This window comes from Pseudomonas sp. BC42, assembly GCF_021560055.1.
Lineage (GTDB): Bacteria > Pseudomonadota > Gammaproteobacteria > Pseudomonadales > Pseudomonadaceae > Aquipseudomonas.
The window spans coordinates 715,681-740,501 of the sequence record NZ_CP091067.1; the positions used below are offsets into that span (position 1 = coordinate 715,681).

Sequence of the window (24,821 nt, forward strand, 5' to 3'; positions counted from 1 at the left end):
CGGCAAAGCGTCGCCATATACCCCCTCTACCGATCCGACTGGTAGAATCGCCGCCGGTTCACACGAGGTTTTTCCATGCACGATCCCCACAGCGAACGCATGAGCGGCAGCGAGACCCGCGCAGCAAGCGGCCTGGCCCTGGTGTTCGCCTTCCGTATGCTTGGCATGTTTATGGTACTGCCGGTCCTGGCAACCTATGGAATGGATCTCGCAGGAGCGACCCCGGCCCTGATCGGCCTGGCCATTGGTGCCTATGGCCTGACCCAGGCGATTTTCCAGATTCCCTTCGGGATCATTTCCGATCGCATCGGGCGCCGCCCGGTGATCTACCTGGGGCTGATCGTGTTCGCCCTGGGCAGCGTGCTGGCGGCTAATGCCGACTCGATCTGGGGCGTGATCGCCGGCCGGATCCTGCAGGGCGCCGGGGCGATTTCCGCAGCGGTGATGGCGTTGCTCTCGGACCTGACCCGGGAACAGCATCGGACCAAGGCCATGGCCATGATCGGCATGACCATCGGCGTCTCCTTTGCCGTCGCCATGGTGGTCGGCCCGCTGCTGACCCGCAGCTTCGGCTTGTCCGGGCTGTTCCTGGCCACCGGTGGCATGGCCCTGGTGGGGATCCTGATCATTGCCTTCATGGTGCCGCGCGCCACCGGGCCCCTGCAGCACCGCGAGTCCGGAGTGGCGCGTCAGGCGCTGATTCCCACCCTCAAGCATCCGGACCTGCTGCGCCTGGACCTGGGGATCTTCGTGTTGCACGCGATGCTCATGTCGAGCTTCGTTGCCTTGCCCCTGGCGCTGGTGGAAAAAGCCGGCTTGCCCAAAGACCAGCATTGGTGGGTGTACCTCACCGCACTGCTGATCTCCTTCTTCGCCATGATCCCGTTCATCATCTACGGCGAGAAGAAACGCAAAATGAAACGAGTTCTGTTGGGCGCGGTCAGTACGCTGCTGCTCACCGAGCTATTCTTCTGGGAGTTCGGCGACAGTTTGCGGGCGTTGGTGATCGGCACCGTGGTGTTCTTCACCGCGTTCAACCTGCTGGAAGCGTCCTTGCCGTCGCTGATCAGCAAGGTGTCGCCAGCAGGCGGCAAGGGCACGGCGATGGGGGTGTATTCCACCAGCCAGTTCCTCGGTTCGGCACTGGGCGGCATCCTCGGCGGCTGGTTGTTCCAGCATGGCGGTTTGTCGGTTGTGTTCCTTGGAGGGGCAGGTCTGGCTGCACTCTGGCTAGCCTTTGCTGTTACCATGCGCGAGCCCCCGTATGTGACGAGCCTGCGCTTGCCGTTATCGCCCGAAGCGATCCGCGAAGCCGGCCTGGTCGAGCGCCTGAAGGCCGTTGTTGGGGTAACAGATGCCGTAGTGGTGGCCGAAGAAGCCGCCATTTACATCAAATTGGACACCGAATTATTGGATCGCACGACCCTCGAGCAGCTGGTCAATCCAGCGCCGTCGGCGCGCGAAGCCTAGGAGAACGTTATGGCCCGTGGGGTTAACAAAGTCATATTGGTCGGCACTTGCGGCCAGGATCCCGAAGTTCGCTACCTGCCCAACGGTAACGCCGTGACCAACCTGAGTCTGGCCACCAGCGAGCAGTGGACCGACAAGCAGACCGGTCAGAAGGTCGAGCGCACCGAATGGCACCGTGTGTCGATGTTCGGCAAGGTGGCCGAGATCGCCGGCGAGTACCTGCGCAAAGGTTCGCAGGTCTACATCGAAGGCAAGCTGCAGACCCGCGAGTGGGAAAAAGACGGTATCAAGCGCTACACCACCGAGATCATTGTCGACATGCAGGGCACCATGCAGCTGCTGGGCGGCCGTCCACAGGGCGACCAGCAGGGCCAGGGCGGCATGTCCAACTCGGCACCGCGTCCTCAGCAGTCCCGTCCTGCGCCGCAACCGCAGCGTGAGTCGCGTCCGGCACCACAGCAGGCCGCTCCGCAGCCGGCACCGGACTTCGACAGCTTCGATGACGATATTCCGTTCTGAACCACCGCTTTTCAGCGTTCAGCACCGATGAAAAAGGGGCCCTGCAGGGCCCCTTTTTTATGCCTGGCTGATCAGGCGCAGGCTCATGGCTGCACCCGGCGCAAGCGCCCGTTCAGGGCCACCACCTGCTGATCCGCCGTGGGAATCGGGCGTCCGCTCAGGCCCATGCCTTCGCTCACCAGCACGGCATTCGCCACGCAGCACAGGTTGGACGGCGTATCCAGGCCCTGGGCCAGTACCTGCACCGAGCGTTGCTGCAGGTCGCAGCGCAGCAGGCGTCCGCTGAATCGGGCAAAGCCGCCGTGCAAGGTCTCGCCGGACCAGTCGGGCTGCAGGGGTTGCAACAGCCGGTCGCACAGTTCCAGCACCAGAATCCGTCCCTGCGGGTCCAGCGCCAGTCCGGTGGGCAGTTGCAGCCCGCGAATCAGCACCTCGATCCTGCCGCTGGCGGGCCAGACCCGAATCACCTGGCCGGCCTTGTCGGCGAAGTCGATGCCCTTGCGCGCCGGATCGCGATGCAATTCTCCGGAGAACAGGCTGATCAGCACCGCATCGGTCTGCGCTTCGTGGACCAGGGTCACGGGGACCGCTTCCTGGCCCTGATCCAGATCGGGCAACTGGGCCAGCACCTGTTCGCCGTCCTCGGTGAACTCCACCAGCTGGTTGGTATCGGGCTTGACCGCCAGCCAGCTGTGACGCGAGGGGTGATAGCACAACGAATTGAGGTTGCCGCGGCTGTGAAACACCGGCTCGGGCGGGCGGTATTGCAGGTCCAGCAGTTTGGAGCCGGCCACGTAATCGGTCTGGCTGGCCAGGTAGCGGCCGGCACCGAAGGCGATGTCCGACAACCCCATGATCTCGTCGCGCAGCATCCGCGCCTGCATGTTCATCGAGCGAAAGCCCTCGGCCAGGACCTCGGGCGGCAAGTAGGCGCCGGGGGCCTGGGGATCAGGTCGCAGGCGACTGATGCGACCACTGAATGCCTGGTCCGGCAGGCCTGAGCCAGCCTCCACCAGCAGCAGGCTGCCATCGTCTTCCACGCAGATACCGCGAGGGTTCAACAGCCCCTCGGCGATGATGCTGCTTGGGCACGACAGCCGTTGCGGCTGGGCGGGAATGAGTAAAGCAACGGGCATGATCGTCTCCTTGTTCAAGGCTGCCAGGGGGTGCCATTGAGATAGGCCGTCAGCAGGGCGCGCTGGCTCGGCGACATCGAGCGCACCACCGACATGTACAAGGTGGTGTTCTGATACTCGGGCGATATCCGGGCCAGGATCGCCTGCTTGTAGCCCATGACCGCGTCGGGCTGGTTGAGCTGGATGTAGCGCGACATGGCAGGGAAGGCCAGGTAATGGAAGCGCAGCACGTTTTGATACGCCTGTTCCCAGGTGACGATGCTGCCGGCGGGAATGCCGAAGTCGCTCCAGGCATATTTGCGAAAGTTGCTGAAGCTTTGGGTCAGGGGATTGCCGCCGATGCTGTAGGTCAGGGTGGTGAAGCCGGCCTGAGTCCTGGACCCGGCGACGGGGACGACGCTGAAGCTCGCCGAAGGCTGGCCGGCGGTCACGGTGATCGCGCTCGGCAGCTCCAGGAAGTCCCAGTAGCGCAGGGCCTGATAGACCGAGGTCGCCGAGGCCTGAATGCGGATCAGCGTATCCTGCTGCACCGGGGCTCCCAGGTAACGGACTTGCAAGGTGACCTGCACGCCGGGGCTGTCCGGGTCGAGGTAGGTGTTGCGCTGATCGCTGTAGACCCGGTACGGGCACTCCGGGGCCGATAGGGCTGGATTGCGGGCACTCCCGGGAGCGCTGATGCACAGGGGCGTGCTCTGCACCAGTTGGGTCTGGGCGGTGTCCAGGGGCACGTCGATGATGCCGCCGTAGCGGTAGTAGTCCTGCAGGATCGGGGCGCTGGGCTCGAAGCTCGCCAGGGCGCTCGTGCCCGCGGCGATGGTGACGGTCCCGTAGTCGGCGTTGGGGCCGATGGGGCTGGTGATATCGTCACGCACGGCCCTGAACCTCTGCTTGGGGATCAGGTTGACCATGTCGATGCTCAATAGCCCGTTGGCCACCTCGGCGTAGGCGACGCTGGTGATGTTCAGGTCCTCGTCGGCGTTGATGATCTGGCGGCCCGGCGGGCAGATCTGCGGTTCATCGGCGTAGGCCGTGGCCAGGGTGCCGATGACCCGGCCGATGCTCGGGTTGGGGCTGAACTGGTTGGCGGCGTAATCCGCGTTCAGTTGCTCGGTGGTCAGGGTCGGGCACATTTCGAACATCACGAAACGCAGCACGATCCCGGTGGCGTTGGGCGCTTCGATCAAGGCCTTGAGCCCGGCGCTGTCCTTGTTGTAGCTGACGATGCTGCTCAGGGGGAACGTCAGTTGAAAGGTGCCGCTGCCGTGAAAGGAGCCGGGGGAATCCATCTTCCCGGGCTCCAGGACTCGAGTGTTGACATCAAAACTGCTGCAGACCGCGTTCCAGCGGATCAACAGTTGGGGACTGTCGCTGCCGCCGATCTGCAAGCCGCCGACAAAGATCTGGGTGGTGGTGGTTGCCGTGGGATCCAGGTCGACCATCATCGGGCCGGAATACGGACCTTGTCCGGTGCCTGGCGTCACCGATCCCAGCAGGTACACCGGCTGGCCCACCAGATCCCCTTCCAGCGCAATGTGCCCCGGGGTGCCCTGGGAACTGATCAGTGCGTTGTGCAGGGTCACCACGTGGTCGCCGTAGTGGTTCCAGCCGCCGGCGGTGTAGCGGCTGTCGGAATCGATCCTGGGGTCCGGGGCGTTGATCAATTCAAACAGCTTGTCATCGCTGTAGGTCCGGGCCTGTTCCGCCACGGTGGAGGTGGTGAGGTCGAACAGGTCCAGGGACGATTCGATGCCATCGGGCAGGGTTGGCGAGTTGTTCGGCACGCTGACGTCGGTGGAGATGCCGCCCCAGAAGTTCAGTCGGGGTCCGTTCAATATGCTCATGGTCTATTCCTTATCCTTGGCGACGCTGGTGACGGGGGCATGGGCGAATCTGAACAGGAAGGAGAAGTCGCTCTTGTACTGGCTGTTGAGCGGTGTCGCCATGGAGTGACAGTTCATGCAACTGCTGTTGGGCTGGATGTAGCTCTCCATGGTGACGTTGGCCGACAGCGATGGCGTTGGCTGCCCCAGCGGGTTGCCCGGATTGTCCGGCGACTGGGGGCGTTGGGTGGTGATCAACTGGTAGTACTTGAACACGCTCTGCTGTACCTGCGGATTGCCCTGGTACTGGGTATTGATCTGCTGGGTCGCGTCGGCGATCGGGGTGACCCGGTTCAGCGGGTCCGGGGTGCTGAAGCTGGTGCCGGGTTTGGGCGTGCAGACCATTTTCCCGGCCTGCTGCTGCCACAGGCAGGGGGATTGGTTGAGGCGGTCGGCGGGGGCCTTGGCGTTGAAGTAGGAGTAGAAGATCCCCGAGACCGGCTGGTCCACCCACTTGCCCTCGATCCTGGCCTTGGGAGGCACGTTGTCGACCTGCTCGAAGGTCGACCAGATCCACTGCGGGAAGCCCTCCACCTTGCTGATGATGTGCAGCCCCACCAGCCCCAGGTTGGCGGTCTTGGTGCCGTTGGGCCGTCCCTGGCTGTCGAACTTCGTCACCAGGGCTTTCATCGTCAGGTAGCGGCGGCTGTCGTCGGCGCTGGTGAGGATGCGCCAGCTGGCCTTGATCTCGCTGGCGTTGCTGGGAAAGTTGATGTTCTGCGCGGCATCGACGATCGCCGCGTTGTAGAAGTCGTTGGCGACGATGTAGTTGTAGGACACCTCGTTGGCGGCGATGTCGTAGTAGGTCGGGTTGCCGCGCTGATCGATCAGCCAGCCGCCCACGGCCTGGTTGTCCGACTGCACCACCTGGGTGTTCTTGAGCGCGGCGATGTTGATCAGGCTGAGGTTCCTGCGCGGCAGTTGCGAGTTCCAGGGGCCCGGGTTCTTGGCCCCGGGCAGAAAGGTTTCGCTGACGCTCTTGTAGGTCTGCCACACGGTATTGCCCGGGCTGCCCAGGGACTTGCTGCAATCGGCCACCCCGCGCTGCCCGGCCTTGGCCGGCCAGTTCAGGTTGATGAACATCTGCCAGCTGTATTGATCGAAGGCTGCTTGCGAGGCGCCGGCCGCGGGCACCACGGCGCTGGGTGGGCAAGTGGTCTGCGGTCCGGGTGCGCTGGGCTGCAGGGCATGGGCCGGCAGGCTGCCGAGGCCGAGCAGCAACAGGGCGGTGCAACGGTTCCAATGGTTCATGGCGCGGCTCCTGTCACTGCGGGGTGGGCGAGAGTTGGTTCCACTGCGGCCGGGCACCGTTTTTCAACGAGGGTGGCGGGTTGAAGAGCTGGCAGTCCGGTGGGTTGGCCGGGCACATCTTCGCCACCTGGTCCCAGGTCTTGGCCGGGTCCGGCTTCTCGTTGCGCCAGTTGCGATAGTTCTGGCTGACGATCGGTGCATTGGCGACGCTGGCATCGCCGGAGAAGTAGAACGACTGCGGATGCTGATAGGGCGGCTGGCCCTGGCCGTCGCTGGTGGCCTGCTTGTAGAAGGCGTAGCCGAACAGAATCGGACTCGGCTTGACCGGAATCTCCAGGGCGTAGGCCTGCACGCTGCCGTCCAGGTGCTGGCTGCGGGCGGCGCTGTAGGGCAGGTGCTTGATGAAGTCGCGGCGTGGCGGGTGGTTCATCGGCGAGAACATGCAGCAGGCCGGCATGTCCTTGGGCCGATCCTCGGGGTAGGTGAGGAAGTAGGCCTTGTTGCCCAGGGAGACGAAGGAGCAGGTGTAGTTGTTGTTCTTGATCGGGAAGATCGGCAGGCAGTACTTCTCGTAGTGCTCCATCATCGCCCCGGAACCGTCGCCGTCGGCCGGCACATAGTCGTTGTCGTAGTAGCTGGTGCCCTGGGACACGGTGTAGTCGGCAGGCTTGAGGGTGCTGGGCGGGCTGCTGTAGGGCGGCGGGTTGTTCTTGTAGTTGGCGGTGACCCGGTACATGGTCCAGTCGCTGACCCAGGTCGCCGGGTAGAGCGGATCGGCCGGATCGCCCGGGTGGCGCTTGGCGATGCAGTTGTTGGTCTTGGCGTCGCAGCCCTTGTTGTTGTGCACGCCCATGTTGAAGTAGACGTTATCGGGGTATTCCTGGGCCCAGGATGCCTGGCTGGCGCACAGCAGGGTGGCGGCCAGCAGCAGGCGCTTGAGTGGATTGGCGTTCATCTGACTCTCCTTTGCAAAGCCGGGCGACTCGGGTCGCCCGGTGTTCCAGTGCCTGAGCGTTGCGGCTCAACCTTGCTGATAGGCGTTGAGGTCGAGCGGGGTCGGTGGGTAGCCCGTGCTCACCAGATCCTTGGCCCAGATCTCCAGCACCTGGCGCCGGCTCTGGGGCAGGTCCCGGGTGATGGGCATGGCCAGGGTGCTGGCCTCCTGGTACTCCTTGCTGATCAGGGTGATGAACTGCTCGATCGCGCCCTCGATGCGCTGCAGGGAGTTGAGCGGCATGTACTTGTTCATGATCGGGTAGAGGTAATAGAAGGGCTGCAGGATTTGCGGAAAGATGAACTCTTTCCAGATCCGCACATTGGCGTCGTCGAACTGGTACACCCGGTTCCAGCAGTCGATGAAGTCCTTGAGCATCTGCGGCTCTTGCGGCAGCACCCGCAACGGCGAGAGGAAGTCGGTGAAGGCGTCGGTGTAGGAGAAGCTGAACGGAATGCCCGTCGGATCGTCCTGAATGAAAAAGCGCAGGGTGGGAAAGCCCGGCGCCACGGCTTGCACCGTCAACTGGGCGATGCCGTCGGCATTGGTCTTGATGCTGGTCAGGCTGTAGTTCACGGTGGCGCCCAGGCCGGCGTCATTGTCCAGCTTCCCGGTCATCGGCTGTGGCTTGTCGAACTTCAGGCACGGCCTCAGGTCGACGGCGGCCGGTGTTTTCAGGAACTCCTGATAGGTGATGGGGGTGCTTACCGGCTCATCGCACGCGGTAGCCTTGACGATCATGGCGCTCAGGCGCCTGCCGCTGCCCTCCCTGAACAGGCTCGGATGCTGCGAACTGTCGACGAACTGGGGCATGCCCGGCTCGTTCTTCGCTCGCATGTCGGGAAGGTCTTTGATCAGCACGAAGTCCGCCGGGTTGCTGAACGCCAGGTAGTAGTTGCTGGTGGTCAGCATGAAGGCGTTGTTGTACTCGGCGACCCACAAGGTGGTGCCGGCCGGCGCGGGCTTGCCGTTGTACTGCACCATGATGTTCAGCGTCCGGCTGTCACCGACGTCGATGAAACTGCCGCTCTCGATGACTTCCGCGGTCCACATCTGCTGTTGAGCGGCGATGGTGTCGGTGCCCTTGAGCCGCAGCGCCAGGTTGCCGTTTTTCAGCAGGGCCTGGGCGCCGGCATCGAGGGGCAGGTCCAACAGGCCGGAACGCTTGTCAAAGTTCGATTGCTGATACTGGTCGAAGCTGATGCCGGTCAGGGGCTCGAAGTTGCCGCCCTGCTGGACCCCCAACTCATAGTCGCCGACATGGAACTTGGCGGCGACCGGAATAGCGTTGTTGCGGCCATCCAGGTCAGGGGCGGCCGGAAGGTCATGGACAGCCGGGTAGCTCGGAAAGGTATTGCCCAGGTCCAGCGACAGCGTACTGCCGTTGAGCTGGGCGCTGAGCACGCCCAGGTTGACCACCTGTTCCGGCTTGTGGATCACCGTGTCGCCCGGAACCTTCTTGTAGAAGTCCACCGGGGTCAGGGGCGTCAGGCGCTGGCCGGCCGGGGCGGTGGGGAACTCGTTGTTGAGCCACAGGCCCAGGGTGCCGGCGGTGCGGCTGTAGGCCGGGTTGAAGAAGGTTTCGGTCGGGTTGTCCAGGCCTATTTGATAGAGCATCTGCAACCTGGACATGTCCCAGGGCGCCTGGGAGTGGCTGTTGACGATCTTGAAGTCGTTGAACAGGCCGTTCTTGTCGTAGACGGTCAGGTAGGTGGTGAACCTGAGCATCAGGCCCTGGGCGTCCTTGTTCTGCTCCATTTCATCCTTCAGGTTCTGCAGCAGTTGCGAACCGCCGAGGAACCAGTCCACCTGGTCTTTGGTAAAGCAGGTCTGCCAGGTACAGGTCACGTAGACCAGGCCGCCGAATGCCCCCCAATTGAAATCCAGGAAGCGGTTGAGCATGCGGCAGCCCTGTTTCAGGGTCACTCCGCAGGTGGTATCGCCCAGGGTGATCTTGTCGAAGTACAGCGCGGTGAAGGTGTTCTGCCAGGGGCTGATGTCGACAAAACGTGCCGCGGTCGGGCTCGGGTTACCGAAGGAATTGCCCAGCAGTTGGTAGGACTTGTTGATCAGCGGATCGTTGTCGATGTAGCTGTCGACCTTGGATTCCCCGCCGATGATCACCGAGCGAAACTGTTGATAATCCACGGTGCCGCAAGCGTTGTCGCCGAACAGGTCCCACTCGGCGGGAATCATCGGGTAACTGTTGGGATCGCCGTTGGTCGGCACCTGCAGCACATAGTCCGGGACATTCTGGTAGGCCAGCGGGGTGATGCCCCAGGGCATCAGCGTCTGCGGGGCATTCTTGTCGTTGATCCCGTACTCGCTCAAGAAACGCCAGTTCATCTGCATCTTCACCGCGTCGTACAGCGGCAGCACATCGTTGTTGTTGAAGGTCGGCGGGTTCCAGAACATGAAACCGTTGAGGTAGATCCGGGGAAAGTTCAAGACGCTCATGGTGGCTCTCCTTAGCGTTTCCACTGGGCGCGTTTGAGCGACCAGACGTAGTCCAGTTTTTGATAACCGACGAAGTCTTTGTCCGGCAGTACGCTGGTGGGGTAGAGGATTCCGCCTGTGTGGTCGATGTTGAACGAGAAGAAGTTGTTCTTCTGTGTCGAGTAGGCCGCGGTGCTGTGGCAAGCCAGGCACGAAGAGCTGCCCTGGAAGGCCGACTCCAGCTGGGAGTTGGCCAGCAGCTTGGGTTCGGCCTGGTGCTGGTCGTACTGCACGCCGATCAGTTCGTACTGGGCCAGGTTCGAATACTGCTGCTGGAAGCTGATGTTCACCGGTTTGGCGGCATCGGTGGGGCCGGTGATGTTGGTCATCGGCTTGGGTGGGGTGTCATTGGTGACGGTGTACTTGGGATTGTTGCGATTCTCGAAGGTGGTCCAGACCCAGTCCGGGGTCAGCTTGTTGATCACATGCATGCCGCTCAGGGCGGCGTAGCCCACCTGATACTGGCCGGTGCTGTCCACGTAGTAGGCCTGGGAGATGTAGTAGCCATCTTCGGCCAGCAGGGTCTTGAAGCCCTGGTCGGTGCCGATCCAGAACCAGGAGGTCTTCAGCTCCCAGGCGGTGGCCGGGAAATCCAGGTTGCTGGTCAGCTTGGCAAGGCCATCGCGGTTATAGACCTTGTTGGCCACGATGTAGTTGAAGGTGTCCTTGCCCATCATCAGGTGGAAACGCACCAGTTGTTCGTGCTTCGACGGCGGGACCGGGGCACCGCTGCGCATTTTCAAGGCCAGGCCATCGACCTGCTGAACGCCGTTCTGCGGGCTGCCAGCGGTGTCGTTGCCCAGGAACTGGAACAGCCCCTTGGGGTCCATGCCCTGCTTTTGCGCCAGCTCCGGCACCTCGCTCGGCAGATTCTCGCGCTCGGAGTAAGGCAGGGGCTCGGCGCCTTTCAACCGGTAGACCTGATCGGAAGGCTTGAAGGTCTCCCAGACCCGGAGGCCGCCGTTGCTGCCGTCGGCCTGGTTGAGGCAGACGAACCAGTTCCAGGCCATGGTTTCCGGGCTCTGCTTGAAGGTGCTCAGGGTTGTGCTCTGATCACCGTTGAAGGTGAGGAAGTTGTTGCAGTTGAACGGGCTGGTGGTCTGGGCCTGGGCTAGGCCGCTCAACACACTCAGCACGACTATAGGGATGGTTCGCCGCATGGAATCTCCTTGGCCTGAGCCGTATCGTCATTGGGGCGCCCTAGGAAATGCTCTAGGAGCAGGTGCTTTACCGCGGTGGCCGGCAGGTGGTCCGGCAGTGGTAAATCGCAGTCGGTGATCAGCAGGGGGCCCACCTCGGGGGTGCTCGGCAAGCGTCCGTGGCTGCCGCGAATCAGTGAGGTGTCCAGTGGAATCAGGTCCATGTAGTAGCGAAAGCCGAGCTTCTTCTGCAGCAGGCGCCGCGCTACCCGTAGCTTGGGAAAGCGGATCGCCGGGTCGATGAACAACTCCAGCGGGTCGTAGCCCGGCTTGCGGTGGATATCCACGGTGCGGGCGAAGTCCGGGGCCAGGCGATCGTCGAACCAGTAGTAGTAATCGAACCAGAAGCCCGCGGCGGCCACCGCCACCAGCTCGCCGCTGCGCGGGTGATCCAGCTGCCAGGCCCGCTGCTCGGTCTTGTCCAGCACCTGTTCGATGCCGGGCTGGCGCTGCAACAGCGCCTTGACCCGGGCGATGTCCTTGGGCTCGCGCACATAGATGTGGGCGATCTGGTGATCGGCCACGGCAAAGGCGGCGCTGGCGCCGGGATCGAGCAACTCCCAGCTCAGGGAGCGACGCACCTGCAACAGGCCCTGTTCACGCAGCACGCGGTTGATGGAGATCGACTGCTGTACCGCTTCGATGCCGTATTCGGACACCAGCATCACTGCCGCGCCCTGCTGCCGGGCAAAATCCAGCAGGCGCCCGACTTCATGGTCGATGGCCCGCACTTCATCGCTGATGGACGGATGCTCGGGGCCCAGGCGCTGCAGGCTGTAGTCCAGGTGCGGCAGGTAGATCAGCTGCAGGTGCGGCCGGTTGATCTGGAACTCGGCGATGGCGCAGTCGACGATCCAGCGGCTGGAGGCAATCCCCGCCGCCGGGCCCCAGAAACCGGGAAAGGGAAACTCGCCGATCTGCTGTTCAATGCGCTCGTGCAGTCCGGGCGGTGACGAATAGAGGCCGAACACTTTGCGCCCGTCAGCCGGGTAATGTGGCCGCGGAGTGATGGCCGCGTTCACCTGGGCATGCATGTTGAACCACCAGAACAGCTGGCTGCAGCGCAGGTCGGGGATCTGCCGCTGCAGGCTCTGCCAGATCTTCTCGCCCTGAATCAGCCCGTTGGGCTGCAGCCAGAAACGCACTTCGGCCTGATCGCGCCAGTACCAGCCGTTGCCGACGATGCCGTGTTCCGAGGGCGGCAAGCCGGTGAGGATCGAGGCCTGCACCGTCGAGGTCACGGCCGGGAACACCGGTTGCAGTCTGGCCATCCGCGCCCGTTGCAACAGGGCGTTGATGCGCGGCGTGGCCGGGCCCAGCAGGCTCGGCGTCAGGCCCACCACATTGATCAGCAGCAAGGGCTGGCGCAGGGTTTCAGAGGGCATGGGTGGGGGTCTCCATGAGCGACGCTTGCCCGTGCAGCAAGTGCCGTTGGCGCAGTTGTTCCTCGACCCATTGCAGTTCCGCAGCGATGCCGTGGAGCAGGGCCTGCTCGGTGTCCGGGCGCAAGGCGCCGGGCAGCACGTTCCAGCTGTAGGTCTCGACCTCCAGCACCGGCTGGAACTGTGGGTGGGCGGCTAGAAAGTCGAAGGTGCGCATCAGTGCCTGCTGGCTGCCATGGAGCTCCGGCAGCAGGAACTGCTGGCTGAACAGGGGCACATGGAAGTGGATCCGCAGCTCCGGGCAGTGCCCCTGCTGCGGCTGCGCCGCCTGCAGCGCCTTGGGCAGGTCGGCCCAGGCCAGCAGTTGCCCCGCGCGGTCCCGGGCCTTGACCTGATGCAGGTAGGTGGCTTCGACGAAGCTGCCCAAGGCCTGCAGCACCTGCTGGCGGCGTTGCGGGTCGCCCTCGGGCAAGTGGCAGATCAGCGCATTGGACAACTGGATCTTGCCCACCGGTATGCGCGCCTGCAGCAAGCGTTGCAGCGACTGGTAGCAGTCTTCGAAGACCACCGCCTGGTGGCAGACGTCGAAACACAGCGCCAGGTACTGATGGTGCGGGTCGCAGGTTTTCCAGCGTTGAAAGAAGGCGATGGCCTGATCGGTGTTTTCCAGGACGCAGTCCGGCTCCATTTCCAGGCACAGGAGGATCTTCTTGCCGCTGCGCCGATGCAGGCTGGCCAGCCCGGCGGTCAACTGCAACAGCTGAGCCTCGGCCTGTTGCTGCTGGGCAGCGTCCCACTGCGCGGCATAACCCAGGGGCACGCTGGAAATCACCCCCTGGGGACAGTCCAGGGGCAGGGCGGCAGCCAGCAGTTCCGCCAGTTGCAGGCTGTATTCCAGGCGCTGCGGCTCGGCCCAGGTCGGCCGATAGACCTCGGCCTTGACCGCGCCCTGATGGAATTGGCCATAAGGAAAGCCGTTGAGGGAGGTCAGGCGCAGCCCGCAGTCGTGGAGCAAGCCGAGGAACGCCTCGCGCGCTGCGGGCTGTTGCAATTCGCCGGCCGCCTGGGCGCTGATCCACAGGCCGCTGTCCTGCACCGCCAGCCCGCGCTGGCGGCGCACGCCCTGGAAGTGCTGCTGGATCGACGCCTGCAGATCGGCCACGCTCCGGGCCGGGTGCACGTTGCTGCAGTAGCCGACCTGCGCGGCGCTCCAACCGGCCCGGGCGCTCATTTGACCACCGGTTCCTGACCGCGCAGGGCCGAGTTGTCCTGCCACTGGCGGCGCTGGTCGATGGGCAGCGGGGTGCTCACCAGCTGTTTGTCCAACTGCCCGCTCTGGGCGAAGAAATCCACCGGGTTGTGGAACAGCACCTGTTCCACCTGGGCCTCGTTGAACCCGGCGGCGAGCATGGCCTGGCCGGTCTTGGGCACCTTGAGCGGATCACTGATGCCCCAGTCGGCGGCGCTGTTGACCACCATTTTCTCGGTGCCGTACTGCTGGAGCAGGGCCACCATGCGCTGTTCCGACATCTTGGTGTTGGGGTAGATCGAGTGCCCGCGCCAGCAATCGCTGTCCAGCACCAGGGGCAGGGTCAGTTCATTGAGGTGGTCGATGATCACCAGGTGCTCGGCAATGCCCACCTCGCGGATCACCGCCAGGGTGCGCTTGGTGCCGCCGATCTTGTCCCGGTGCGGGGTGTGCACCAGTACCGGCAGGTTGAACTGCCTGGCCAGTTCCAACTGCGCGGCGAGAAAACGGTCTTCCTCGGGGGTGATGTCGTCGTAGCCGATCTCGCCGACGGCCACCACGCCGTCCTTGACCAGGTAGCGCGGGAGGATCTCCAGCACCTCGTTGGCCACTGACAGGTCATTGGCCTCCTTGGGGTTCAGGCCAATGGTGCAGAAATGGTGAATGCCGAACATGCTGGCGCGAAAGCGTTCCCAGCCCAGCAGGGTGTCGAAGTAATCGATGAAGCTGCCGACGCTGGTACGCGCCTGACCTTGCCAGAAGGCCGGTTCGATGACTCCGGTGATACCGGCGGCGGCCATGTTCTGATAGTCGTCGGTGGTGCGGCTGACCATATGGATATGCGGGTCAAAGTACTTCGGCATGGTGAGTTCCTGATGCAGTGGTGAAAAATCGGTGCGGCCTGTCCCGGGGTGTTTCAGGCGCCGGGCGGCACGTGTTCGAGCCAGTGCGCGGGCAGCCGGCGCTGCTGGCACAAGCCGCGCAGGCGCTGGCACTGGGCCTGGCTCAAGAGTTCAAAGGCGATGGCCTGAGGCAGCGTGTCGCTGACGCTGCGGAACGCGGCCAACTGCTCTTCCATGTGTTCCAGGGCCAGCTGGTTGAGGTCGACGCTGCGGCGCTGGGCCAGGCCGACGATGCGTCCAGTGTCCAGGCCCATGCCCAGGGTCTTGAGCACCAACTGGTGGAAGGCCCGCTCGGGGTAGTGGCGGGCGGGGAAGGGGTTGTCCAGGGCGATGGCGGCGAACACTTCGCGGTTGTTGGTGCGCCCGGCCTGCAGCGCCAGCTCCAGGCTGCGGCCTTCGCTGTCCAGGTCATCCAGAACCTTGAGCAGCACGCTCTTCTCCTGGTCGTCCCCCCAGAGAAACAGCTGGCGCAGCAAGGCCAGTTGGTCGCTGCCGGCCTGTTGCTCCAGCAACTGCGCCAGGAGCAGGGCCCGGGCCAGCTGAATGCGCTCGTTGCCCGGGTCGGTGAGCGGCGCCGGCTGGCCAAGCCGGCGTTTGCACTGGCTGCTGAGCAGCACCAGGGTATTGGCCGAGGGCTGCTGCGCCAGTTGTTCCTGGGCCGCGTGCCACCAGTGCCGGCTCGGGTCGTCGAGCTGTCGTTCGAGTTGCCGGCGGCGTTCGGCAAAGGCTGCATGGCGCAGGGCAAGCGCAGGTGAGAGCGGGGAAATGACGTCCAGGTTCATGTCGGCTTGATCCAACGTTGAAGGTGGGGAAGCAGGAAGAACACCAGTACGCACAACAGACTGCCCAGGGGCTGATTGGCCAGGGCCAGCACCAGGGCGTCGAACAGCGGCAGGGCCGCCAGGCCAGCACCGATGAAGGCGCGGATCTGCCGCTGCCGTGGGTTGGCCAGGTGGCGCCGGTAGTGCCAGCCCAGCCAGCCCAGCCACAGCAGCAGGACCAGCCAGAACACGCCGTTGTCGGCGTAGAAGGCCAGCACCAGCGGGCTGAGCATCAGCAGCAGCGGCAGGCGGCTGAGCAGCTGGTTGCGGTGCTCCAGCCGGGCCAGGTAGGTCAGGCCGGCGATGTAGGTGCCCAGCAACGCGGCGCACAGCCACAGCGGTTGCGGTGGCAGCGCCAGGCAGGCGGCGGCGGTCAGGTACAGGGCCGAGCGGCAGCCGCCCATCAGCCAGACGCTGTGGGGATAGTTCTTGTGCAGCAGGTTGTAGGCGAGGATGAACAGCAGCAGCAATCCGGCACTGGCCAGCAGCCAGTGGGGCTGGGCGATCAGCTGGCTCAGGCCCAGCACCGCCAGGCTCGCCAGCAGCAACAGCGCGGCGGTGGCCAGGCTGACCTGGGTGCGAGTGACCAGGCCGAGAACAATCGGCCGCGGGTTCTGATGCCGGAGGTCCCAGTCGGCATCCAGCAGGTCGTTGAGCAGCATGCCGGCCAGGTACAGCGCCGAGAGCGCCACCAGCAGCAGGGTCCAGACCAGCGGTGAAGGTGGCGCCTGGGTGGTGGCGCTGCTGGCCAGCAGGGCGGCGGCCAGGGCGTTGGTCCACACCGTCGGCAGGTTGGAGACTCGGCCCAGGGTCAGCCAGGTGGTCAATGAGGAATGGCTCATCGGGCGCAGTCCTCGGTCCAGGCGAAGTCCGGGCCGCCGAAACTGGCCAGGCGCAACAGCGCCTGTTCCATCAGTGGCATGTCGATGTGATGCACATCGATGGAGTGTCCGAGGCGGTTGAGCATCGGGATCGACAGCTGGCCGCCCAGATGCTGGCGGAACTCCTCCAGGCCGATCAGGACCAGGGAGCGGCCCTGGGCATCCTTCAGGCCGAGCTCCGGTGGGCACAGGTTGAAGCCGAGCCGCTCCAGCAGTTGCAGCAGGCGCTGGGTCTCGGTGTCGCTCAGCAGGCCGCTGGCATTGGCATAGAGCGCGTCCAGGGCCATGCCCACCGCCACTGCCTCGCCATGGCGCAGACGATGCCGGCTGAGGTTCTCCAGCTTGTGCGCTGCCCAGTGTCCGTAGTCCAGGGGCCGGCCATTGCCCCGCTCGAAGGGGTCGCCGGCGCCGGTGATGTGCCCCAGGTGCAGTTCGGCACAGCGGTGGATGGCGTAGCGGCTGGCGCTGTGTTCGAAGGTGGCCAGGGCCTGGGCTTGCTGCTCCATCCATTGGAAGAACGCGGCGTCCTTGATCACCGCCACCTTCACCGCTTCGGCCAGCCCGGCGATCTGGTCCCGGGGCGACAGGCTGAGCAGCCACTGGAAGTCGTTGATCACCGCCGTGGCCGGGTAGAAGGCCCCCAGGAGGTTTTTCTGGGCAAAGGCGTTGATGCCGTTCTTGACCCCGATGCCGGCGTCGTTCTGGGCCAGCACCGTGGTCGGGATGCGGATCAGGCGCATGCCCCGATGGAAGGTGGCGCAGGCGTAGCCCACCGCGTCCAGCAGCGCGCCGCCGCCCAGGGCCAGCACATAGCAGTGGCGGTCCAGGCCGTGTTCGAGCATCTGGGCGTACAACTGCTGCAAGACCTCGGGGGTCTTGCTCAGCTCGCCTGCCGGCACCGGGATCGGCGCGGCCTGCAGGTGCAGGTCGGCGGCATGGGCGGTGAAGTAGGCGTCGATCTGTTGCGGCAACTGCGGGGAGCACTGCAGCAGTTGTTCATCGACGAAGACCAGCACTGTGGTGCGCCCCGCCCGCGGCTGGGCCAGTTGCTGGTGCAGGCAGGGGTTGTCGACCTGGAAGACGTGATCGGTGAACAGCACCGGGTAGTGGTAGCTCACCTCGAAGCGGCCTTCCAGGGCCTGTGCCTGATCGCTCCTTGCCGGGGCCTCGCGTGGCTTGAGCAGGCTGCGGGCGCCGAGGAACAGCCCCGGCAGGACCATGCTGGCGAGAATCGTCGCCAGCAAGGCGTTCTGTTCCACCAGCAGGCTGCCGATGGCCGCATAGGCCAGGGCCAGTCCGGCATTGGCCAGGGTGGTGACCAGCAGGAACTGGCGCAGTGGATAGCGCTGCATGCCGGCGGCCAGCACCGAGGTTTCCGCCAGCACCGGCACGCCACGCAGGCAGATCAGGGACAGGGTGCTGAGGCGATAGGCCAGTTGTCCGGGTTGCCAGCTTCTGAGTCCCAGCCAGGTGGACAACAGGCGAAAGTAACCGGCCCCCAGCCAGTAGCCCAGGGCGGCCCCCAGGCACAGCCCGATAAAGATCACCAGATAGCCGCCGATGGCGCCCAGGGCGGCCACGGCCAGCAGCGCGACCAGGCTCGAAGGCACCGGCAACAGCACATCCAGCGCCAACAGGGTGATCAACAGCAGGGCCAGACTGGTGCGTTGCACGGGATCGGTCGGGAGAAAGCCGCCGAGGTGATTCAGCAGTTGCTGGATCTGTTGCTCGAACAGCAGGAAGCTGGCAACCACCAGGGTCGAAAACAGCAATAAGGAAAGCCAGTAGTTTTCCGCCGTACCCTTCAGTGAGAAAGCACGAGGCAATGAGCTGCGCTTCATCAAGCGTCCCTCTTGATTGATATGACTAATTCCGTGTCAGTGTCAGCTGGGTCAGGCAGGGAGGGTGTCCGGTTATTCAATTCCTCGGCGGTTCTTATTGGTCTTCTGGCAGCAGAAGCGCACTTGTGTGGCGAGTAGCTATCAACTTAGTCAAGGCCACCGGATTTTCAAGCAGGCTCAAAGAAGTGGCCTGCAAGGAAAATATATGGCTCGTTGAGAAAGTCTGGACTAGATGGGTAAACAGCCTGGAAAACCAGCTGCTACGGGGGAGCGTGGTTGTCTTTGCGAGGCCTTTGCCTCAACAAATACGGGGTGCTGCGGCAACAACATGTTCCTGCTTGCTATATGTTTTATTTCTTTTTGTTATATGTGGTTCAAGTAACTCTTGGAAGTAAGTGTGGGGGCTTTTATGCAGTTGTTATGGGACGAAAGTACAAGGTTAAAAGTCTTGGGCAGTATTCCAGATAATGCGCGGGTTAATTGTTTTTATTAGTCAGCTATTGAGTAGTCGGCTTGTTAGTGACGTTGGTTATTGGGTTCTCATGGGTTGTTTGATGGGCGTTATTGCAACAAGTAATGATTTAAAAGTTAATCGGAATCATTCGTAACTATTCGCAGTTGTGGTACTTGCCGCGTCATGCCGTGAGTGATTGCGGTGGGGCGCGCCCACCGCCAGGCCGAAGGGCTTCAAGCCATTCGTTACGCCGCCAGAAACTCGTCAGTGGACAACACGCTGGCGTAGGCGAAGGCCAGGGCCGCCATCACCGCGCTCTGCACTTGCGCCGCGGCCACGCGCTGACCATTGAATTCCAGGTCGAGGGTGGCGCAGGCATCGTGGATCACCTTCACCGGGTAGCCCAGGTCGGCCGCGGCACGGGCGGTGCCCTCGACACACATGTGGCTCATGTTGCCGACGATCACCAGCTCCGCGATGCCCTGCTGCTCCAGGATCGACTGCAGTTCGGTGTCGCGGAATGAATTGACGAAGTGCTTGAGCACCACCGGCTCGTCGCCCTGGTTCAGCACCTTGGGGTGCAGGCGTGCGCCCTCGGAGCCCGGCGTGAAGAACGGCGCGCTGTCGGAGGTGAATTCATGGCGGACATGCACCACCGGATCGGCGTTCCGGCGAAAGGCCTGGATCAGCCGGGCGGCGTTGTCCGCCGCCGCGTCGACGCCGACCAGCGGCCACTTGCCGCCGGCGAAGTAGTCGTTCTGGATATCGATTACGATGAGCGCCTGTTTGGCCATGGGTGTTGCCTCCAAGTGAGTGTTTGCTGTGGGAGCCAGTATCGGCACCCGCTGTCCCTTGGAGGATTGGCCGCAACGACATTAACGGGGGGAAAACTGACAGTGGGCATTCAAGGCACGGTCGTTGAGCTTGGCGTACTGCTGTATCCCGGGGTGCAGATGGCGGCGGTGCACGGCCTGACCGATCTGTTCGAGGTGGCCAACCGGATCGCCGCAGAGCAGCCGCAGGCCGCGCTGCCGCGCTTGCGCGTGAGCCATTGGCAGGGCGACGACCTGCACGCGCCGAGGCGGGTCCATGACAGCCTGCCAGGGCCGGACAACGGCTTGCAGGCCGTGGTGATACCCCCGTCGCTGGCGGGATTTTCCGCCAGTCAGGCGTCTGCCGCCCTGGTGACCTGGCTGCGCCAGCAGCATGCCGCCGGCGCCACCCTCGGCGGCGTGTGCGTGGGTTCGATCCTGCTGGCCGAAAGCGGCCTGCTCGACGGCCGCAGCGCGACCACCCACTGGACCTCGGCCCGGGCTTTTGCCGCGCGTTATCCCCAGGTGCGGCTGGAAGCCGACCAGCCCATCGTCGATGACGGCGACCTGATTACCACCGCCGGATTGATGGCCTGGGCCGAACTGGGGCTGCGCCTGGTGGACCGCATGCTGGGGCCGAGCATTGCCAGCGCCACCGCGCGCTTTCTGGTGATGGAGCACAGCGCCAGTGCCAGCCAGTGCGGCAGCAATTTCGCGCCGATCCTCAACCATGGCGACGGCGCGATCCTCAAGTTGCAGCACTGGTTGCAGGCCAATGGCGCGGTGGATGTGTCGCTGCCGGTGATGGCGCAACAGGCGGGGCTGGAGGAGCGCACCCTGTTGCGGCGGTTCCGCGCGGCCACCGGCCTCAAGCCGACTCAGTACTGCCAGCACCTGCGGGTGGGCAAGGCCCGGGAGTTGCTCGAATTCACCAAGGGCACCATCGATCACATCGCCTGGACCGTGGGGTATCAGGACCCGGCGACCTTTCGCAGCCTGTTCCGGAAAATCACCGGTCTGGCGCCCAGCGAATACCGCAGTCGCTTTGGCGCGGCGCCCGGTGCCAGCAGCCGCAGCTAGTGCGGGCTGCGTTTAACGCAGCAGTTTTCACACCGCCCGGGCCCTGGACCTTGCACCGGGCTCGGGAGGCCAACGGCCGGCAATGAGAGTGTCAGCAAGACTCAGCGCTGTACCAGCTTGTTGCGCAAGGCTTGGGCTTCATGGGGCGCCAGTTCCATCCACAGCTGCTGGGTGCCGGCGATCTCGGCGGCGGCGGGCAGGCCGTCGCGATACACCAGGCGATTGCCGCTGAGGGCCGCTACCTTGGGCCCGGGCAGCAGCGTGCCCGCCAGGTTCAGCGGATCGACTCCGCACACGGCGACCAGGCTGCCGTCATGGGGACGCCGGCGGACTTCCCGCAGCAAGGGGATGGCCTCCGGCAAGGCGAACTGTTCGCCGGCCAGGCCGCTGACAAAGCGTCCACCGCGGATGTCCCCCCGGGCCTCCAGGCGATGGAAGGTGCGCAGCAGATCGCGCCAGCTGGGCAGCCAGTCCGCCTCGCGCTCCAGCAGGCGCCAGAACACTACGCCGTAACGCCGCAGCAAGGTCATGGCCACCTGTTCCAGGGTGGCGGCCGGATCCTCGGGCGTGGCGCGCCGCAGCAGGGCCCAGCGTCCGGCATCGTCCATGCCGCCGACGAAGGCGCCACGGCCGCGCCGGCTGCTGCGGTTCTGACGTTTGCTCGCCGGGGTGATCAGGGCGCGCAAGCCGGCGAAGCTGTCGGCGTTGACCAGACCGGCCCCCACCAGCTCCTGCAGGACGCTTTCCAGCTCGCTGCGCAGCAGGTGGGTTTCATGCAACAGCTCATCGAAAAACAAGGCGCCCTGCTGGCTCAGTACGGCGTGGACCTTCTGGGCCTTGGGCGAGAGTTCGTGCCGCTCGACCGGACAGGTCAAGGCGCTCCAGAGCGCCACCCGGGCACGTGGCAGCAGCACGATCGGTGTGCTGCGCAAGGCACTGCTGGCGGCCTTGCCGGTGCTGTTGATCCGACTCCAGACCACCTTGCCGCTGCGGCACAGTTCATCCAGCCAACTGGCGGAGTAGTCCTTGATCCGTGCTGGCAGCAGGTCGCTGTCCCAGGCCGAAGCCGCGGCCGGGTAGCCTTCGAGTTGGCCGACCACTTCGGCGAGCATGGCGCTGCCCCGGCCCTGGGTGGCGGGTGACAGGTGCTGCCAGTCGAACAGGAAGCGCATGAAGTCCTGCAGCGCCACCGGCTCGATTTCCCGGCGCAGGCGCTTGACCGTGTAGCGATGAATCCGCGCCAGCAGGTGGCGTTCGCACCACTGTTCTTCGCTGGCGCCGGGGGTGAAGTGGCCGCGCAGCACGTAGCCTTGGCTTTCCAGCTGAACCAGGGCCTGGCTGACCTGGGCGCCGGGCAGCGCCAGGGGCGCGGCGATCTGCGTCAGGGTCTGGGGGCCGAAGCCGCTGAGGCGGGCGCGGATCAGCTCCACCTGCGCCGATTCCGCGTCCCAGGCCTGGTCGAAGCCGGGCACCGGCTGCAAGGCCGGTCGCAAGGGGGCCTCGGGGTACAGCGCGCGCAGGCAGGTGATGCGCTCCAGGGCCAGCCACAGATCGCCGGCCGCGCTGTGCAAGCGGCAGGCGCGGCCCTGGGTGGCCAGGGTGTCGAGCCATTGGGGCCAGCGGGGATCGGCCCGGGCTTCGGCCTCGCTGATGGCGGCGAGGCTCATCAGCGCCTCGTGCATTTCATCGGCGCTGGACGGGTTGGGCCAGGCTTCTTCGGCCACCGCGGTTATGGCGTCCGCGTCCAGGGCCGCGAGGTCGTCGCTGGCTTGTGGGTCGCTCCAGCGTCGCGCCAGTACCGCCTGGGTGCGGCGCTCTTCCAGGGGCGCGTCATCGAGAAAGGTGTAGGGCTTGGCGCTGAGAATCTCCGCAGCCAGTGGCGAGGGCGCCGGCAGATCGCGGCTGAGCAGGCGCACCTGCCCCTGTTCCATGCGCCGCAGCAGGTGCAGCCAGCCTTCGCTGTCCATGGCCTGGTGCAGGCAGTCATCGAGGGTCTGCTGCACCAGGGGGTGGTCGGGAATCTCGCGCTCGCCGGCGAGGTTTTCCAGGCAGGCGATCTGATCGGGGAACACGCTGGCGATCAAGTCTTCGCTTTTCATCCGCTGGATCTGCGGCGCCACTTTGCGTCCGCCGCTGTAGCGCGGCAGGGCCAGTGCCACTCCGGCGTTCCAGCGCCAGCGCACGCCGAACAGCGGAGCGTCCAGCAGGGCCTGGATCAGGATGTGTTCGGCACTCTGGCTGTGCAGGTAGCGCCAGACTTCGTCCAGGGCAAAGCTGTGGCTGGTGGACAGCGACAGGACGATGGCGTCTTCGCTGGCGGCGGCCTGCAGTTCGAAATTGAAGGTGCGGCAGAAGCGTTTGCGCAGGGCCAGGCCCCAGGCGCGGTTGATGCGGCTGCCGAAGGGGCTGTGGATCACCAGCTGGGTGCCGCCGGACTCGTCGAAAAAGCGCTCCATGATCAGCGTGTCCTGGGACGGCAGCGCGCCCAGGGCCAGGCGCGCCGGCGCCAGGTAGTCCACCAGTTGCTCGGCGCTGGCCGGGTTCAGCCCCAGTTTGTGATGCAGCCAGTGGATGGCCGGTTGCAGGTGCCCGGGCGTGGCGCCAAGCAGCTCGTCCAGTTGGGCCAGCAGGCGCGCCACTGCGCTGGACAGCTCGGCGCTGCGGCCCGGGGCCTCGCCGAGCCAGAAGGGGATGTTCGGCGGCTGGCCCTGGGCATCCTCGACCCGCACCTTGCCGGTTTCCACCCGCAGGATGCGATAGGACGTGTTGCCCAGCTGGAACACGTCGCCGGCAATGCTTTCCACGGCGAAGTCTTCATTGACGCTGCCGATGTTCAGGCCCTGGGGTTCGAGCAGCACGCTGTAGTCGGCGTTGTCGGGGATGGTCCCGCCGCTGGTGACCGCCGTCAGCCTGGCCCCGCGACGGCCGCGCAGGGTGCGGGTCAGGGCGTCGCGATGCAGATAGGCGCTGCGCAGGCCCTGACGGCCGTTGAACCCTTCGGCAAGCATCTGCAGCAGGGCCTGATAGTGGGCCTGATCCAGATCGGCGTAAGGCGTGGCCCGGCGCAGCAGGCTCAGCAGGGCGGCTTCCGACCACTCCTGGCAACTGACCTCGGCGACGATCTGCTGGGCCAGCACATCCAGTGGCGCATGGGGGATCAGCAGGCTGTCCAGCTCGCCGCGGCGCACGCAGTCCAGCAGGGCGGCGCATTCGATCAGGTCGTCCCGGCTCAGGGCGAACAGCCGGCCTTTCGGCGTGCCGCCCACCTGATGGCCGGAGCGCCCGACCCGCTGCAAAAAGGCCGAGATCGAACGGGGCGAACCGATCTGGCACACCAGGTCGACATCGCCGATATCGATTCCCAGTTCCAGGGACGCCGTGGCGATCAGCACTTGCAGCTCGCCGGCCTTGAGTCGTTGCTCGGCGTCCAGGCGCTGTTCCTTGGCCAGGCTGCCGTGATGCGCGGCCACCGCCGGCTTGCCCAGGCGTTCGCTCAGGTGCCGGGCCAGGCGTTCGGCCAGGCGCCGGGTGTTGACGAATATCAGCGTGGTGCGGTGCTCGCGAACCAGTTCGGCGAGGCGTTCGTACAGCAGTTCCCAGACATCGTTGGCCATGACCGCCGACAGCGGCACGGGCGGTACTTCGATGTCCAGATCCCGCGGGCGGGCATGACCGATGTCGACAATTGCACAGGGCCGCTCATGGCCCACCAGGAACCGCGACACGGCCTCGATGGGTTTCTGCGTGGCGGACAGGCCGATGCGCAGCAGAGGCTCGCTGCACAGGGCCTGCAAGCGTTCCAGGCTCAGGGCCAGGTGGCTGCCGCGCTTGCTGCCGGCCAGGGCGTGGATCTCGTCGACGATCACCGTGCGGGTGCTGGCCAGCATGCTGCGGCCGGAGTCCGAACCCAGCAGCACATAGAGGGATTCCGGCGTGGTGACGAGAATCTGCGGCGCACGCTTGCGCATGGCGTTGCGGTCTTTTTGCGGGGTGTCGCCGGTCCGCACCGCGGTGCTGATGGACAGGTCCGGCAAGCCCATCCGGCGCAGCTGCTCGGTGATGCCGAGCAGCGGCTGCTGCAGGTTGATCTGGATATCGTTGCTCAGGGCCTTGAGCGGCGAGACGTAGACCACCAGGGTGGCGTCCGGCAATCGCCCCCCGGCGGCCAGGCCCTGGCGGACCAGATCATCGATCACGGCGAGAAAGGCGGTGAGGGTCTTGCCTGAACCTGTAGGGGCGGCGATCAGGGTCGAGCGGCGCTGGGCGATCAACGGCCAGGCGCGGGCCTGGGCCGTGGTCACGGCGGCAAAGGTGCGCTTGAACCAGGCGCTGACGGCGGGGTGAAAACCGTCCAGGCCCGGGCTCACGGATTCGGCAAGGTTCATGGAAGGTTTTATGCGGCCGCTACGGCCAACTTGCAAGTACCGCGCGCCTTGCCGCCGCTGCCGTCGCCG

At 64.8% G+C, this 24,821-nt stretch carries 17 protein-coding genes; 3 read left to right on the plus strand and 14 right to left on the minus strand.

Annotation, left to right across the window (positions count from 1 at the left end; all coding sequences use genetic code 11):
- Nucleotides 1-75 precede the first annotated feature (75 nt).
- Complete coding sequence (locus tag L1O02_RS03395) at nt 76-1,470, plus strand: MFS transporter (RefSeq protein WP_060841333.1); 1,395 nt, start codon at nt 76-78, stop codon at nt 1,468-1,470.
- 9 nt (nt 1,471-1,479) lie between these two features.
- The gene (locus L1O02_RS03400) at nt 1,480-1,989 is read left to right on the plus strand and encodes a single-stranded DNA-binding protein (RefSeq protein WP_011063767.1); all 510 of its coding nucleotides are present in this window, start codon (nt 1,480-1,482) and stop codon (nt 1,987-1,989) included.
- 83 nt (nt 1,990-2,072) lie between these two features.
- Here L1O02_RS03400 and L1O02_RS03405 read toward each other — a convergent pair whose 3' ends face one another.
- From L1O02_RS03405 to L1O02_RS03465, 13 genes are all read right to left on the minus strand, one after another.
- On the minus strand, nt 2,073-3,125 hold the full coding sequence (locus L1O02_RS03405) for a hypothetical protein (RefSeq protein ID WP_235759524.1): 1,053 nt from the start codon (nt 3,123-3,125) through the stop codon (nt 2,073-2,075).
- Nucleotides 3,126-3,139: 14 nt separating this feature from the next.
- Nucleotides 3,140-4,966 carry a hypothetical protein gene (locus tag L1O02_RS03410; protein WP_060844768.1) on the minus strand — a complete coding sequence of 609 codons (1,827 nt, stop codon included), beginning with the start codon at nt 4,964-4,966 and terminating at the stop codon, nt 3,140-3,142.
- A gap of 3 nt (nt 4,967-4,969) precedes the next feature.
- Complete coding sequence (locus L1O02_RS03415; RefSeq protein ID WP_108546128.1) at nt 4,970-6,256, minus strand: hypothetical protein; 1,287 nt, start codon at nt 6,254-6,256, stop codon at nt 4,970-4,972.
- 13 nt (nt 6,257-6,269) lie between these two features.
- Nucleotides 6,270-7,211 (minus strand): hypothetical protein, encoded by a 942-nt coding sequence (locus L1O02_RS03420; protein WP_108546129.1) that lies wholly within the window; start codon nt 7,209-7,211, stop codon nt 6,270-6,272.
- A gap of 66 nt (nt 7,212-7,277) precedes the next feature.
- Nucleotides 7,278-9,707 (minus strand): hypothetical protein, encoded by a 2,430-nt coding sequence (locus tag L1O02_RS03425; RefSeq protein ID WP_060841328.1) that lies wholly within the window; start codon nt 9,705-9,707, stop codon nt 7,278-7,280.
- A gap of 11 nt (nt 9,708-9,718) precedes the next feature.
- Nucleotides 9,719-10,906: a hypothetical protein gene (locus L1O02_RS03430; protein ID WP_060841327.1), complete on the minus strand. Its 1,188-nt coding sequence runs from the start codon at nt 10,904-10,906 to the stop codon at nt 9,719-9,721.
- Nucleotides 10,885-12,330, minus strand: a complete 1,446-nt coding sequence (locus L1O02_RS03435) for a nucleotide pyrophosphatase/phosphodiesterase family protein (RefSeq protein ID WP_060841326.1) — start codon at nt 12,328-12,330, stop codon at nt 10,885-10,887. The genes L1O02_RS03430 and L1O02_RS03435 overlap by 22 nt, the downstream gene beginning before the upstream one ends.
- Entirely contained in the window at nt 12,320-13,558 is a 1,239-nt protein-coding gene (eboE, locus tag L1O02_RS03440) for a metabolite traffic protein EboE (protein WP_060841325.1), read from the minus strand. Before eboE ends, L1O02_RS03435 begins: the two co-directional genes overlap by 11 nt.
- Nucleotides 13,555-14,439: a TatD family hydrolase gene (locus L1O02_RS03445; protein ID WP_060841324.1), complete on the minus strand. Its 885-nt coding sequence runs from the start codon at nt 14,437-14,439 to the stop codon at nt 13,555-13,557. Before L1O02_RS03445 ends, eboE begins: the two co-directional genes overlap by 4 nt.
- A gap of 53 nt (nt 14,440-14,492) precedes the next feature.
- On the minus strand, nt 14,493-15,260 hold the full coding sequence (locus tag L1O02_RS03450) for an EboA domain-containing protein (RefSeq protein ID WP_060844763.1): 768 nt from the start codon (nt 15,258-15,260) through the stop codon (nt 14,493-14,495).
- A complete protein-coding gene (locus tag L1O02_RS03455) occupies nt 15,257-16,141 on the minus strand; it encodes a UbiA family prenyltransferase (protein WP_060841322.1) in 885 nt (294 codons plus the stop codon). The genes L1O02_RS03450 and L1O02_RS03455 overlap by 4 nt, the downstream gene beginning before the upstream one ends.
- The gene (locus tag L1O02_RS03460) at nt 16,138-18,021 is read right to left on the minus strand and encodes a 3-dehydroquinate synthase (protein ID WP_108546131.1); all 1,884 of its coding nucleotides are present in this window, start codon (nt 18,019-18,021) and stop codon (nt 16,138-16,140) included. The genes L1O02_RS03455 and L1O02_RS03460 overlap by 4 nt, the downstream gene beginning before the upstream one ends.
- A gap of 699 nt (nt 18,022-18,720) precedes the next feature.
- The gene (locus tag L1O02_RS03465) at nt 18,721-19,269 is read right to left on the minus strand and encodes a cysteine hydrolase family protein (protein WP_060841320.1); all 549 of its coding nucleotides are present in this window, start codon (nt 19,267-19,269) and stop codon (nt 18,721-18,723) included.
- Between the two features lie 102 nt (nt 19,270-19,371).
- Between L1O02_RS03465 and L1O02_RS03470 the strand changes: the two genes are divergently transcribed.
- Complete coding sequence (locus tag L1O02_RS03470; RefSeq protein WP_129406571.1) at nt 19,372-20,367, plus strand: GlxA family transcriptional regulator; 996 nt, start codon at nt 19,372-19,374, stop codon at nt 20,365-20,367.
- A gap of 101 nt (nt 20,368-20,468) precedes the next feature.
- On the opposite strand, the gene L1O02_RS03475 is transcribed toward L1O02_RS03470, so the two are convergent.
- Nucleotides 20,469-24,752 (minus strand): DEAD/DEAH box helicase, encoded by a 4,284-nt coding sequence (locus tag L1O02_RS03475; RefSeq protein ID WP_235759526.1) that lies wholly within the window; start codon nt 24,750-24,752, stop codon nt 20,469-20,471.
- Between the last annotated feature and the right edge of the window lie 69 nt (nt 24,753-24,821).

What these genes read in the sequence shown, in the direction of transcription:
- L1O02_RS03455 (WP_060841322.1), bottom strand. Translation starts at nt 16,141, where the DNA reads ATGAGCCATTCCTCATTGACCACCTGGCTGACCCTGGGCCGAGTCTCC.
- L1O02_RS03450 (WP_060844763.1), bottom strand. Translation starts at nt 15,260, where the DNA reads ATGAACCTGGACGTCATTTCCCCGCTCTCACCTGCGCTTGCCCTGCGC.
- L1O02_RS03415 (WP_108546128.1), bottom strand. Translation starts at nt 6,256, where the DNA reads ATGAACCATTGGAACCGTTGCACCGCCCTGTTGCTGCTCGGCCTCGGC.
- L1O02_RS03445 (WP_060841324.1), bottom strand. Translation starts at nt 14,439, where the DNA reads ATGCCGAAGTACTTTGACCCGCATATCCATATGGTCAGCCGCACCACC.
- L1O02_RS03435 (WP_060841326.1), bottom strand. Translation starts at nt 12,330, where the DNA reads ATGCCCTCTGAAACCCTGCGCCAGCCCTTGCTGCTGATCAATGTGGTG.
- L1O02_RS03475 (WP_235759526.1), bottom strand. Translation starts at nt 24,752, where the DNA reads ATGAACCTTGCCGAATCCGTGAGCCCGGGCCTGGACGGTTTTCACCCC.
- L1O02_RS03430 (WP_060841327.1), bottom strand. Translation starts at nt 10,906, where the DNA reads ATGCGGCGAACCATCCCTATAGTCGTGCTGAGTGTGTTGAGCGGCCTA.
- L1O02_RS03460 (WP_108546131.1), bottom strand. Translation starts at nt 18,021, where the DNA reads ATGAAGCGCAGCTCATTGCCTCGTGCTTTCTCACTGAAGGGTACGGCG.
- L1O02_RS03395 (WP_060841333.1), top strand. Translation starts at nt 76, where the DNA reads ATGCACGATCCCCACAGCGAACGCATGAGCGGCAGCGAGACCCGCGCA.
- L1O02_RS03410 (WP_060844768.1), bottom strand. Translation starts at nt 4,966, where the DNA reads ATGAGCATATTGAACGGACCCCGACTGAACTTCTGGGGCGGCATCTCC.
- L1O02_RS03405 (WP_235759524.1), bottom strand. Translation starts at nt 3,125, where the DNA reads ATGCCCGTTGCTTTACTCATTCCCGCCCAGCCGCAACGGCTGTCGTGC.
- L1O02_RS03420 (WP_108546129.1), bottom strand. Translation starts at nt 7,211, where the DNA reads ATGAACGCCAATCCACTCAAGCGCCTGCTGCTGGCCGCCACCCTGCTG.
- L1O02_RS03425 (WP_060841328.1), bottom strand. Translation starts at nt 9,707, where the DNA reads ATGAGCGTCTTGAACTTTCCCCGGATCTACCTCAACGGTTTCATGTTC.
- eboE (WP_060841325.1), bottom strand. Translation starts at nt 13,558, where the DNA reads ATGAGCGCCCGGGCCGGTTGGAGCGCCGCGCAGGTCGGCTACTGCAGC.
- L1O02_RS03465 (WP_060841320.1), bottom strand. Translation starts at nt 19,269, where the DNA reads ATGGCCAAACAGGCGCTCATCGTAATCGATATCCAGAACGACTACTTC.
- L1O02_RS03400 (WP_011063767.1), top strand. Translation starts at nt 1,480, where the DNA reads ATGGCCCGTGGGGTTAACAAAGTCATATTGGTCGGCACTTGCGGCCAG.